Annotated in this window: 12 protein-coding genes; 6 read left to right on the forward strand and 6 right to left on the reverse strand. The window is 39.6% G+C overall.

What is annotated here, in order from left to right; all coding sequences use genetic code 11:
• The 5 genes from fepB to M997_RS01675 all read left to right on the forward strand — a co-directional run.
• The coding region (gene fepB / locus M997_RS01655) for a Fe2+-enterobactin ABC transporter substrate-binding protein (protein ID WP_156510798.1) at nucleotides 1-867 on the forward strand (867 nt) is incomplete at its 5' end.
• A gap of 3 nt (nucleotides 868-870) precedes the next feature.
• Nucleotides 871-1,878, forward strand: coding sequence for a FecCD family ABC transporter permease (locus M997_RS01660; protein ID WP_064718390.1), 1,008 nt, complete (start codon nucleotides 871-873; stop codon nucleotides 1,876-1,878).
• A complete protein-coding gene (locus tag M997_RS01665) occupies nucleotides 1,875-2,915 on the forward strand; it encodes a FecCD family ABC transporter permease (RefSeq protein WP_064718391.1) in 1,041 nt (346 codons plus the stop codon). Before M997_RS01660 ends, M997_RS01665 begins: the two co-directional genes overlap by 4 nt.
• Nucleotides 2,916-3,145: 230 nt before the next feature.
• Nucleotides 3,146-5,230 carry a TonB-dependent receptor gene (locus M997_RS01670; RefSeq protein WP_082918368.1) on the forward strand — a complete coding sequence of 695 codons (2,085 nt, stop codon included), beginning with the start codon at nucleotides 3,146-3,148 and terminating at the stop codon, nucleotides 5,228-5,230.
• 80 nt (nucleotides 5,231-5,310) lie between these two features.
• Nucleotides 5,311-6,090, forward strand: a complete 780-nt coding sequence (locus tag M997_RS01675) for an ABC transporter ATP-binding protein (RefSeq protein ID WP_064718392.1) — start codon at nucleotides 5,311-5,313, stop codon at nucleotides 6,088-6,090.
• Between the two features lie 78 nt (nucleotides 6,091-6,168).
• Here the strand turns inward: M997_RS01675 and M997_RS01680 are convergent, their stop codons facing one another.
• The 6 genes from M997_RS01680 to rpmH form a co-directional block, all read right to left on the reverse strand.
• On the reverse strand, nucleotides 6,169-6,627 hold the full coding sequence (locus tag M997_RS01680; protein WP_064718393.1) for a DUF1097 domain-containing protein: 459 nt from the start codon (nucleotides 6,625-6,627) through the stop codon (nucleotides 6,169-6,171).
• 796 nt (nucleotides 6,628-7,423) lie between these two features.
• Nucleotides 7,424-8,788, reverse strand: a complete 1,365-nt coding sequence (gene mnmE / locus M997_RS01685; protein WP_064718394.1) for a tRNA uridine-5-carboxymethylaminomethyl(34) synthesis GTPase MnmE — start codon at nucleotides 8,786-8,788, stop codon at nucleotides 7,424-7,426.
• Between the two features lie 137 nt (nucleotides 8,789-8,925).
• Nucleotides 8,926-10,566, reverse strand: coding sequence for a membrane protein insertase YidC (gene yidC, locus M997_RS01690; protein WP_064718395.1), 1,641 nt, complete (start codon nucleotides 10,564-10,566; stop codon nucleotides 8,926-8,928).
• Nucleotides 10,567-10,568: 2 nt separating this feature from the next.
• Nucleotides 10,569-10,829 carry a membrane protein insertion efficiency factor YidD gene (yidD, locus tag M997_RS01695; RefSeq protein WP_064718396.1) on the reverse strand — a complete coding sequence of 87 codons (261 nt, stop codon included), beginning with the start codon at nucleotides 10,827-10,829 and terminating at the stop codon, nucleotides 10,569-10,571.
• Entirely contained in the window at nucleotides 10,793-11,152 is a 360-nt protein-coding gene (rnpA, locus tag M997_RS01700; RefSeq protein ID WP_071788569.1) for a ribonuclease P protein component, read from the reverse strand. The genes yidD and rnpA overlap by 37 nt, the downstream gene beginning before the upstream one ends.
• Before the next feature lie 17 nt (nucleotides 11,153-11,169).
• Complete coding sequence (gene rpmH / locus M997_RS01705) at nucleotides 11,170-11,313, reverse strand: 50S ribosomal protein L34 (RefSeq protein ID WP_036933424.1); 144 nt, start codon at nucleotides 11,311-11,313, stop codon at nucleotides 11,170-11,172.
• 741 nt (nucleotides 11,314-12,054) lie between these two features.
• Between rpmH and dnaA the strand changes: the two genes are divergently transcribed.
• Nucleotides 12,055-13,455 carry a chromosomal replication initiator protein DnaA gene (dnaA, locus tag M997_RS01710; protein WP_064718397.1) on the forward strand — a complete coding sequence of 467 codons (1,401 nt, stop codon included), beginning with the start codon at nucleotides 12,055-12,057 and terminating at the stop codon, nucleotides 13,453-13,455.
• Nucleotides 13,456-13,458 lie beyond the last annotated feature (3 nt).

Below are 13,458 nucleotides of genomic sequence, written 5' to 3' on the forward strand. Positions count from 1 at the left end.
TCTTGGCCTCGTGTTTTTACCAGTGTTGATGGTTCTACTGTTGAAATTAAACAAAAACCTAAGCGGATATTATCGGCATCGGTTTCTATTACTGGCACATTATTAGCAATGGATGCACCTGTGATTGCGAGTTCAACTGCTGCAAATGGTAAATTTTTTGCTCAATGGGATAAGGTGGCAAAAGATAAGGGCGTTGAAAAGTTATGGTCGGCAGGTAGTGTTTCTTTAGAAATGGCCTATCTGACAGCACCAGACTTAATCGTAGTGTCAATTAACGGTGGTGATACTGTTTATCCTCAAGTTGAGCAATTTCAACAAATTGCACCAACTATCGTCTTAGATTATGGTAAACAAGGTTGGGAAAGCTTAGCGGTTCAATTGGCGCAAGCGACAGGGCAAGAAAACGAAACGAAAGCGCTGTTACAACAATTTAATGACTTAGTTGTTAGCAGCAAAGCAAAACTTCAACTACCAACGGATAATGTCAACATTATCTCTTATTTTGGTGCTGGAACGGTTAATCCCGTTTCATTAAAAACGAGTCCTCATGCAATATTATTACAACAACTTGGCTTTTCTATCGAAAGTGCTGATTTGGCATGGCAACCGAAAGATAAACCCGTTTCTGATTTTGTTTGGGCCCAGTATGAACATTTAACACAACTGACGGCACCAACAACATTCTTATTAAGTGGTACAGCTAAAGATGCAGATATTTTTATGGCTGACCCTATTCTTGCCAATATGCCTTCTGTTAAAACAAAACAAGTTTATGGCTTAGGTGCTAACTCATTTCGGGTCGACTACTACAGTGCGCAAGAAATAATTAGCGATATTGTGATGCGTTTTAATAAGCATAAGTCATAACGTATGTCTGCTTCTCAGCATGTTATTAAGTGGGGAATAAGGGGAGCGATTTTCCTATTGGGCGCCTTTGCTGTTCTGAGTTTATTTGTGGGTAGTCGATATGTTTCAATTGAAACCACATGGAATGCCTTTATCGCTTTTGATGCGACTAACAGTGAGCACTTGTTAGTTCGTTATTTACGATTTCCTCGTACCTTATTGGCTATCGTTATTGGTATTGCATTAGGCGGAGCCGGAACGTTAATGCAGGCATTGACACGTAACCCGTTAGCAGATCCGGGATTATTTGGTATTAATGCGGGCGCAATGGTGGCGATAGTTTCATTAATTGCATTAACGGGAATTACTGATGTCACTTTGTATATGTGGTTTGGCTTAATTGGCGCATTTATGGCGGGTGTCGGTGTTTATCTACTTGGCGGTGTAAGACACGGTATAAATCCTATCAGAATGGTGCTGTCTGGTGTTGCGCTCTCTGTTGTTTTATTGGCAATGACACAGCTAGTTACTGTTAATAGTGATGAAAAAGTATTTGATCAATTTCGCCATTGGGTTGTGGGTTCACTGCAAGGGCGAAGTTTTGATGTGCTATATCCCATAACGATACTTGTTGCGATAGGCAGTGTAATTGCTTATTCGTTAACTCGAGCATTGGATATCGTGACATTAGGTGATGATGTTAGCCATGCATTAGGGGCTAATCAAAATCGTGTGTGGCTGTTATCTGCTTTCGCTATTGTATTGCTAGCGGGTAGTGCAACAGCAGCGGTAGGGCCAATTAGTTTTTTAGGTTTAACTGCACCTCATTTTGCTCGTCGTTTAGTGGGTGCTGAATACCGCCGAATATTACCGATGTCGATGCTTATTGGCGCCACAATTATGCTAATTGCAGATTGTTTGGGACGACTTATCGGCACTCCTGGTGAAATTAGTGTAGGTATTATGATCTCGCTTATTGGTGGGCCCTTCTTTATTTATTTAGTTAAACGCTGGCGGATTATTACGTTATGAAATTAAAAAGCAACGAAATAATCTGTCAGTTTGGCACTTGGTCTTGGGTCTTCTCCCAACGCGATATTATTGTGGCTGCTCTTTTATTTTTATTGGTTATCTTGTTGGCTTTTTTAGCGATGACAACAGGAAAATTTCCGATAGATATACCCACTTTAATTAATATTGTGATAGGTGAATCACAAGGTGGTATTAAAGAAAAAATTGTTATTGATATTAGGCTACCGCGACTACTTACTGCAATTGGTGTGGGTGCTGCATTGGGTATTTCTGGCGCAATATTTCAGTCAATTTCGCGTAATGTTTTAGGTTCGCCTGATGTTATTGGTTTTACAACTGGTGCCGCATCGGGGGCGTTATTGCAGATTATTGTATTTAACGGCTCAATTCCTGAAATTGCAGTTTCTACATTAGTCGGGGGAATGGCAACCGCGTTGGTTGTTTATCTATTGTCATTAAAAAATGGCGTAATGTCGGGTTATACCATGATCCTTATCGGAATTGGCGTAGGTGCCGTATTACATGCTTTTAATGGTTTACTGTTAGTTAAAGGTAATATTGATAACGCTATAGTCGCTAATTTGTGGTTAGCCGGTTCTCTTAATGCTCGTACTTGGCAGCATGTTTACCCCGCTTTTATTGGATTATTTGTCTTAATTCCACTTATCTTTTTCTATTCTAAATCACTCACTTTAATGGAAATGGGTGATGATATGGCACAACAGTTGGGTGTTAATGTCGGTAGAGTGAGATGGATAATGATTTTTAGTGCTGTGATATTGGCATCATTAGCAACTGCTTGTGCCGGGCCTATTGCATTTGTTGCCCTTGCTGCGCCTCAGTTAGTTATTCGTTTAAGTCATTCAGGAAAGCTTCCTATTATGGGTTCTGCATTAATGGGATCACTGCTTTTACTCTTAGCCGATGTGCTTTCTCAAAGCTTACCTTTTAACGTAATGATGCCTGTGGGTTTAATGACGGGCGTTATTGGTGGGCTTTATCTTTTATGGTTATTAACGAGAACATATAAAATATAATTTGATAATGATTATTATTACATATTAATAATGATACGCATTATATATAATGCGTAAATAATAATAAATATAGTAAATATTTTCTAACTTATGGATGAGTTAATGGGATGGTCGTTAAAAAGGCATAGTATTTTCATATAAGTGCCTAACGATAAATTAAAAATTGGGAAAGTGATGAGCGTATTTTTAACCGCCTAATGGCATGCGAATCGCATGAAAGGTATAGACTCATGTCTGGTATTCTTACTCTACGCGCAAAAAAAACAACGATAACAACGGTGGTGCAAACTGCTTTATTAAGCACACTTTGGGTGGTCTCACCCAATGTAAATGCACAAGAGACGCCTAAAGAAGCAATTTCTCAAGAGAACAAAAAGCACGATAATAAAAATGAAGATGTGTTGATTGTTACGGGTGAAAAACTGAATAAATCTATTTATGACACGGGTTCAAGTGTCACGGTATATGATTTTAAAAAGATAGAAGCAACACCCAATGCAGACGTTAATACGTTATTACAAATGACGCCTAACGTTGTTGATAACGGTAATAGTAATGCATTACCTGCTATTCGTGGTGTTGATGGTTCGGGACCTGCTCAAGGTGCAATTGCATTTCTTGGTGGTACTCGTCCTCGTGTGAATTTTTCTGTTGATGGTCGTTCATTTACTTATAATGAGTTTGGCTATGGCGCACAATCACTATGGGATGTGGATACTGTTGAAATTTTCCGTGATCCACAAAGTTATATTCAAGGCCGTAATGCGATAGCAGGTGCCATTTTAGTCAAAACGATGGATCCCACCTTTTACTGGGAAAATGCGGTAAAAATAGGCGCGGGTCAGCAAGATCTTCGTCAATATGCTGTAATGACGTCAGGACCATTAATTGAAGATAAACTGGCATTTCGTTTTACTGCTGAAAGGCAAGAACGCGAAAGTTTTGAGCATATGGACAAATACTCACCGTCAGGCAATCCTAGAGAAATTCACTCAAATACATTCCGCGGTAAGTTACTTTACGACTCTATCGATAATCCAGACTTTAAAGCTAAGTTAACAGTAAGTCATCTCGATAGCCGTTCGCCACAAAACGAAGCTAAAATGGCCAGTAATTTAGCGCCTGACGCTGCACCACGTTTTCGTCCTGTGATTAAACGTAAAACAACTAGCGGTATTTTAAATACCACATGGGAAGCTAGCGATAATTTAAGTGTCGAAAATACATTAATTTATACTGATTTCTCGACTCGACGTTTAACTGAAGCTAAAAGCCCGCGTGCGGATATTGATGCGAAAGAGCTTGAATTTGAGCCAATGCTACGTTTTAAAACAGATAGCGAAGCATTAAGTGGAATTTTTGGGTTACGTTATTTTCACGCTAAACAAGATGAGTTTGTGAATATCTTCGGTGGAAGTTATTTTGATGATAAAACCGAAACGGCTTCTGCTTATGGTTCATTAAATTATGCTCTGTTTCCTGAAATAGATGTCACTTTATCAGGACGTTTTGAGCGTGAACATCATACTCGTAATGGTGGTAGCAAAACAGTTGCTATCGATTTTGATGAAACCTATAACACCTTCTTACCTAAAGCAGATTTCGCATGGAAACCGGCAGCTAACCAAACAGTTGGTATTGCCGTAGGGCGTGGTTATAACGGAGGTGGTGCTGGTGTCACTATTGGCAGCCCTATCGTTACTTATGTTTATTCCCCTGAATATGTTTGGAACTATAGTTTATATACTCGTAATAGTTTGCTTGATAACAAACTTAGCGTGATGACTAACTTGTTCTATAACGATTATAAAGATATGCAGTTGCCGTTTTATTTAGGACCAAATTCAACCACTATTCGTAATGCGAAAAAAGTAGAGACTTATGGTGCTGAATTAACTGTCGCATATCAACCTATTGATTCTTTAGAGCTAAATACCGGTGTGGGTTTATTAAAAACTAAAATAAAAGATTTTGGTAATAGTGGTATTGAAGGTAAAGAGTTAGCGCGCGCACCTGATTACACGGCGAATATAGGCGCTAAATATCAGTTAACAGAAGCTATAGATGTGAGTGGTAATGTACAGTTTTCAGGAAATTACTTTTCTCAAGCTAATAATGCAGAAAGCGGCAAAGTAGATAGCTTCTGGCTAGCTAATTTACAGATGGGTTATAACTTTAAATGGGGTAGAACGACGTTGTTTGCTCAGAACTTATTTGATTCTGATAAACGTATTCTTATTCCTGATAATAATAAAGACACCGCTATTTACCAGCGTCCACGTATGTTTGGTGCAACGGTAGAATTTCGTTTTTAGTCATTAAATCTTAAATGGGTGATGTGAATGCATCACCTATATTGATGATGTGTCGTAATTAAATTAAGAAAGATAATGTAATGAATAATAATCGACTACAAACTCATAATTTAAAGCTGGGATACCAACAAACAACAATTTGCCAAGATATTTCGTTAACGATCCCTGATAAGCAAGTTACTGTTATTATTGGGCCAAATGGTTGTGGAAAATCAACGCTCTTGCGTAGTTTGTGTCGATTGCTCAAACCGTTAGCAGGGTATATTTCTTTAGATAATCAGCCATTAACTGATTTTTCAACCAAAGTCTTGGCGCGTCAAATGGCACTGTTACCTCAAACAATGCAGGCGCCAGCAGGAATAACGGTTGCAAATTTAGTTGCCAGAGGCCGTTTTCCACATCAAAGCTTTATGCACCAATGGAGCCAGGACGACAAATTAGCTGTAGATACAGCAATGCGTGAAACGGGTGTGACTGAATTTGCAGATAAAACGGTTGATTCTTTATCAGGAGGACAACGCCAACGAGTTTGGGTTGCTATGGTGTTAGCACAACAAACGGATATTTTGCTGTTAGATGAACCAACAACTTACCTTGATATCGCTTATCAAATAGAACTGCTCAATATTTTTCGTAAACTTAATCGGGAGCAAGCTCGTACTGTTGTTGCTGTATTACACGATTTAAATCAGGCGTGTCGCTATGCTGATAATTTAGTGGTGATGGTAAAAGGGCAAATCGTCGCTCAAGGTGAGCCACAAGCGATAGTTAATGAAGCGTTGATTAAGCAAGTCTTTGATTTGGAATGCCAAATTATTCCTGATCCCATAGCAGGAACCCCGATGATCATCCCTTGTTGAAGAACGGGGCTGTTATCAATAAAAAGCTGTTTTAACAGTTAGTTATAAACAGCTTTTCTGATGGTTAAATGTTTTTAACTACGCCGTACGCCATCTTTGTGCCACCCAAAGCCCGCTCATTTTCATTGAGTAACCAAATAACACGCCAACAATTAATGAAATTATAATTTGAGGTAAATTATCTTGAGCAGCAAATAGAGTACAAGCACCAATAAAAGTACCAGGAATATAGGCGAGTAAGGTACTTTTAGCTTGAATACACATCACAAAAGCAATCACGCCAGTAATGGCATACCCTAAAATTGAAGTATCGTTAAATAAATTGCTACCATAAATAATTGCTAGTGCCCAAATAACACCGCTCATCATTGTCGCAATGGTTACAGCCAATCCTTTAAGGCCTTCCTTAGGATAAGCAAAATAAGCGGTACACCCTAAAAAACCAGCCCAGCTTAATAACCCAAATTGATTAGCAACAAAAGCCCAAACGGCAGAAAGAATGCCTGTTGTCAGCGCAGTAAAAAAAAGCGTTTTCACTATTCACTCTTAATAATTAGGGGGGATAATAACCCAGTTAACTAAAGGCGGAGTTTAGCATTGCGATAGGCGTTTGATCTATATTTAGATCATTAAATAACACGTTTTTTTATAATATTAAGCATAAGTTTAAGTGCTATTTTTTCATCGATTTATTATAAAAATAAGGTAAACGTTTGCGCTATTAAAATAGAGATAAAATATTAAATTAAATAATCTTGGGCTTCATTTAACTCTGGTTTTAATATTTTAAAATGATAAGAAATAAAAAATAATAAAGAGAAAAATAAGTATTATTAATAATGTAATTCTTTTTTAATTTCTATCGTTACCTGTTATAACCGATGAATCAATTTTATTCACGATGACGGTAATGTATTAAATGTCAGCGAGGTGTGTAGAACGCATTCTCATGCCATTACCACTCATCTTGTTATTCACTTTTGTATGCAGAATTACTTTTAGCATCTTTAGGATAAATTTCTATTGCTAAATTAAGTGCTGAAAGAAGTTTAAAAAAATATCAAGCTTGGTGGAGTTAGGATTAAGTTTAAAATTAGAAACGGTATCTTGTCGAATAGCTATTTTCTAAGCAACTTTGGCTTGAGAAAGTTTTTGATTTAATCAAACATCTTTTAGATGGATGCTGAGTTGTTGGGCATTAATTATAATCATCACTATTTTATCGGTTATAGGCGCTAATCACTAATATACTTGTTATAGCGTGTAGATTCATATCTACCTGCTATAACCGGTAAAGTATGTTTTACACGCTACAGCAGGTATGTTTGAGAGATTATTTACCAATACAGAAGCTAGAGAAAATACGACCTAATAAGTCATCAGAGGTAAATTCGCCGGTTATCTCACTTAATGCTTGTTGAGCAAGTCTTAATTCTTCTGCTAATAATTCACCTGATTTCGCATACACCAGTTGCTCATAGCCTTGTTGTAAGTGTTCTGCCGCGGTATTTAATGCCTGTAAATGGCGACGTCGTGCTAAAAAACCACCTTCTGTATTACCGCTAAAACCCATCGCTTCTTTTAAGTGATCGCGCAGTAACTCAATTCCCATACCATCGCGAGCGGATAAACGGATCATTGGGTAATTACCTTGAGCGGTGATTTCTACATTTTCACCCGTTAAATCTGATTTATTACGAATAACGGTAACGGGTAATGTGCTTGGCAAACGTTCCATAAAATCAGGCCAGATATCTTCAGGTGCAGTCGCATCGGTCGTGGTGCTATCAACCATAAATAGTACTCGGTCAGCTTGTTCTATCTCTTTCCACGCGCGTTCGATACCAATGCGTTCTACTTTATCGCTGGCTTCGCGTAATCCCGCTGTATCAATAATATGTAAAGGCATACCGTCAATATGAATATGTTCACGTAATACATCACGAGTTGTGCCGGCGATATCGGTTACTATCGCCGCTTCTCTACCTGCTAATGCGTTAAGTAGGCTTGATTTACCCGCGTTAGGGCGTCCTGCGATAACCACTTTCATCCCTTCACGCAGCAGGCTGCCTTGGTGTGCTTGAGCTCGAACATTATCTAACTCAGCAATTACTGCATCGAGTTTACCTTCGATTATTCCATCAGAGAGAAAATCGATTTCTTCATCAGGAAAATCAATAGCCGCTTCAACATAAATACGTAGGTGAGTTAAAGACTCGACCATCTCATTAATATGGGAAGAAAACGCACCTTGTAGTGAGTTAATTGCAGAACGTGCTGCTTGCTCTGAGCTTGCATCAATTAAGTCGGCAATAGCTTCTGCTTGTGCTAAATCGAGTTTGTCATTTAAAAATGCACGCTCTGAGAATTCACCCGGATTAGCAATACGTACGCCAGGAATTTGTAAAATTCGTTTTAGTAATAAATCGAGAATAACAGGGCCACCATGACCTTGTAGTTCTAGAACATCTTCACCAGTGAAAGAATTCGGATTTGGGAAGAATAGGGCGATACCCTGATCAAGCACTGAGTTATCTTCATTACGAAATGGCAGATAATCAGCATAACGAGGCTTTGGTAATTTACCTAAAATCACTTGTGCAACTTGAGCCGCTTTAGGGCCAGAAACGCGTAGGATACCAACACCGCCTCTTCCAGGAGGTGTGGCCTGAGCGACGATAGTATCAGTGCTATGCATGGTGTACTCGCTTAATCAGAATAATCATTAATTGTATAAAAACGAAAAAACAGAAGGCGGCCTATAAGACCGCCTTCGCTATTTTATGTCACTTTCCTTTGAATGTAACCAAGGAAGAGGTTTTTCCTCATGTGACCTTATTTTTTGTCTCTGCTGTGTAAGCCACGTTTTTCCAGACCGCGGTAAATTAACTGCTGCTGGATAATGGTCACTAAGTTACTGACGATATAGTACAGAACCAGACCTGATGGGAACCACAGGAAGAATACGGTAAACACAACCGGCATAAAGGTCATGATTTTTTGTTGCATCGGATCAGTCACTGCTGTTGGAGACAGTTTCTGAATGATGAACATCGTTACACCCATTAATAATGGCAGGATGTAGTACGGGTCTTGTGCAGATAAGTCTTGGATCCAACCAATAAACGGTGCATGACGTAATTCAACGGAGCCCATCAGCATGTAATACAATGCAAGGAAAATTGGCATCTGGATAATCAATGGTAAACAACCACCCAGAGGATTCACTTTCTCTTGTTTGTATAACGCCATCATTTCTTGGCTCATACGTTGTTTGTCGTCACCGATACGTTCACGCAGAGCAGCCATTTTTGGTTGCAGTAAACGCATTTTCGCCATGGAGGTGTACTGCGCTTTAGTCAGCGGGTACATGATACCACGAACGATAAAGGTGATCATGATGATGGAGAAACCCCAGTTACCGATAAAGCTGTGAAGGAACTTCAACAGTTTAAACAGTGGCTGAGAGATAAACCATAACCAACCGTAGTCTACAGATAAGTCTAAATGTGGCGCAATAGCCGACATTTCAGACTGAATTTCTGGACCAACCCATAATGTAGAGGTGATATCAGCGGTGCTATTAGGTGCAATAGTCACTGGTGCTGATTTATAACCAATAAGAGCAATGGATTTGTTTTCCAGAGTAATAGAATAGAAGCTGTTATTCTGACTTTCTTTGGATGGTACCCATGCTGTTGCGAAGTATTGTTGTAACATCGCAACCCAACCATTATTTGTTGTCAGAGATAAGTTTTTATCTTCAATATCACCAAAGCTATATTTTTTATAGTTGGTTTCATCAGATGAATACGCCGCACCACGATAAGTATGCAGAGCAAAGTTGCTGCTGCCAGTATCACGGCTTTCAGGTAACTTAACAGACTGTTTTAACTGACCATAGAAATTCATTGTCAGTGTTTTATCTGTTGTATTCTCAATGGTGTAATCAATCCCGATGTCATACTGACCTTTTTTCAGAATAAAGGTTTTGACGAATTTAACGCCATCTTCATTCACATAAGTCATTGGAACACGCAATTCATCTTGGTTTGCATCAAGAACGAATTGTGCTTTGTCAGTGCTATAGACAGGGCGAGATTTCTGATCTGGACCATCTGGGCCGATTAAGCCACTTTGAGCCTGATACAGGAATTGAGGTGTAGTTTCCAGTAAACGGAAAGGTGTATCGGAATTAAGCTCGGCTGGATAGGCTAACAAATCAGCCTCATCGATAGTACCGCCCTGTGTATTGATGCGCAGATCAAGTACATCAGTTTTTACGGTAATCAATTTTGCCTGCTCACTGCTGTTACCAGTCACAGCAAGACTATCACTGCTTGGCATGTCCGCTTGTTGCGAGACCTGAGTAGTAGTGGTGGTGTTTTGTGATACTTTATCACCCTCCCACTGCTGCCAGATCAGGAAAGAAACGAACAGCAAAGCGATGAATAGAAGATTGCGTTGCGAATCCATCGTTAATTTTCTCTGTTATCGTCGTTTTTTCTAGGTGGGACAGGATCATCACCACCTTCGTGTAAAGGGTGGCATTTTAATATGCGTTTCACTGTTAACCAACTACCTTTTATCATTCCAAACCTGCGCAATGCCTCAATTCCGTAATGAGAGCACGTAGGATTAAAACGACAACGGGGCCCTAACAGAGGACTAATCCCCAGTTGATAGGCCCTAATCAGCAAGATCAGGATTTTTGAGCCAAGCGACAATGACGACGCCATAATTTACCCAACACTTCCGTCAATTGATGGTTATCAAGTTCAGCAACCCCTTTTCTTACTAATAACACAAAATCCATCGGCGGTAATTCATGCTGATGTAAACGGAAGTATTCACGGGCCAATCGTTTAATACGATTACGCTCATGAGCACGTTTTACGTTTTTCTTTGCGATAGTTAGACCGATGCGGGGATGCCCCAGCTCATTCTGGCGACCCAAAATAGTAACTTCTGGTGAACTCGCGCGCTGTGGCTGCTGGAAAACAAAATTGAAATGCTTGGGAGTTAACAAACGTAACTCCCTTGGAAAAGCTAGCTTAACCACGGAATGGTTAGCTTTTATTATTTCGAAGAAACGGTCAGACGAGAGCGGCCTTTCGCACGACGGCGAGCCAGAACTTGACGACCATTTTTAGTGGCCATACGAGCGCGGAAGCCGTGGTTACGGTTGCGCTTCAGTACAGACGGTTGAAAAGTGCGTTTCATGGCGATTTCTACCTACTTAATATAATTACTGATTCAGCAAATGCGTTGACAGATTGGCATGTCTAAATAAACAAACCGATACTTCAATCGCAGCATCAATGATGGAAAGATGCGGGATTGTAATAAAATCACTCAAATGCGTCAATGAAGATGACGCTTTAAGTACCGATTTTTGTCTTCTTTTTTAGCAAACCCGAAAATCAATCCTTGCTTATGCACAACAGACACTCAAATCAACGACCTAAAATAGGACAGAAATGGGTGACTTGTTAGTGCAAGCACGCAGGGTGGAAGATTATACGGACTCGGTATGAAAGCGCAAGGATCTTTGACGGATCTATCGACAGATTGTTGATCATCTTTAATAACTAAGTAGGATTTCTATCAAGAGAAAGTTATCCCCAATTGCTATTTATGGGGTGACTCAAGTACACTAGAACGCCTTTACATATTTCATTTGGCGCATTATCACAAATTAGTGAGCCTGTGGATAAAAACCATGAAAACTGTGTAAAAGAAAGAGGATCTTCGTTTCATTTTGCGATATGATCCCCCGTCACGATCCAGAATAGCCAGTCTGCTTTCGTGAAAACGATACAAAAAAATCGTTGTCACCAATAAGTTGTTCCTTATTAAAGATGTAAAGGAACGGTGTTGTGTACCTAAGTATTTAATCAAGTAGTGTTTAATCACATTTTTCCTGTTTATTTTTTTTAGTCTTGTTTTTGAGGGGAGTCCGCCGTGTCACTTTCGCTTTGGCAGCATTGTCTTGCCCGCTTGCAGGATGAGTTACCTGCCACTGAATTTAGTATGTGGATACGTCCCCTGCAGGCAGAACTGAGCGATAACACGCTGGCACTGTATGCACCTAATCGTTTTGTGTTAGATTGGGTGAGAGAAAAATACATTAATAATATTAATGCATTGTTGGTGGATTTTTGTGGTTCTGAAGTCCCTTCTTTACGTTTTGAGGTAGGTAACAAGCCTATGTCAACACGTGCTACTGAGAGTGTTCCAAGAACAGTTACACATACTGCGGTGAATCCTACACCGATAAATAGTCAGCCTATTCGACCGAGTTGGGATAATCATCATGCTTCTCAGTTACCCGAGCTTAGTTATCGTTCAAACGTCAATCCGAAACATAAATTCGACAACTTTGTTGAAGGTAAATCAAACCAGCTCGCAAGAGCGGCAGCAAGACAAGTCGCAGATAACCCAGGTGGTGCTTATAACCCGCTATTTCTTTATGGGGGCACAGGGCTTGGTAAAACGCACTTATTACATGCCGTGGGTAATAGCATTATGGAACGTAAAGCAAATGCAAAAGTGGTTTATATGCATTCTGAACGTTTCGTTCAAGATATGGTAAAAGCGTTACAAAATAATGCCATAGAAGATTTTAAACGCTATTATCGCTCTGTGGATGCTTTGCTAATTGATGATATTCAATTTTTTGCTAATAAAGAGCGTTCACAAGAAGAATTCTTTCATACCTTTAATGCGTTATTAGAAGGTAATCAGCAAATTATCTTAACTTCAGACCGTTATCCTAAAGAGATCAATGGTGTTGAAGATAGATTAAAATCACGCTTTGGTTGGGGATTGACGGTTGCTATTGAGCCACCAGAACTTGAAACTCGAGTTGCGATTTTAATGAAAAAAGCGGATGAAAATCAGATTCAGTTACCAGATGAAGTGGCTTTCTTTATTGCAAAGCGACTTCGTTCTAACGTCCGTGAGCTTGAAGGTGCATTAAACCGAGTTATTGCTAACGCCAATTTTACAGGTCGTGCTATTACGATAGATTTTGTGCGCGAAGCATTACGTGATTTACTCGCATTGCAGGAAAAATTGGTCACTATTGATAATATTCAAAAAACAGTCGCAGAATATTATAAAATTAAGGTGGCGGATTTACTGTCTAAGCGACGATCTCGCTCGGTTGCCCGTCCGAGGCAAATGGCAATGGCGCTGGCGAAGGAATTAACAAACCACAGCTTGCCTGAAATCGGGGATGCCTTTGGTGGTCGTGATCATACAACGGTACTTCATGCATGCAGAAAAATAGAGCAACTGCGTGAAGAAAGTCACGATATCAAAGAAGATTTTTCTAACTTAATCAGAACATTATCATCCTAGCGC

It is taken from the genome of Proteus hauseri ATCC 700826, from assembly GCF_001654965.1.
GTDB lineage: Bacteria > Pseudomonadota > Gammaproteobacteria > Enterobacterales > Enterobacteriaceae > Proteus > Proteus hauseri.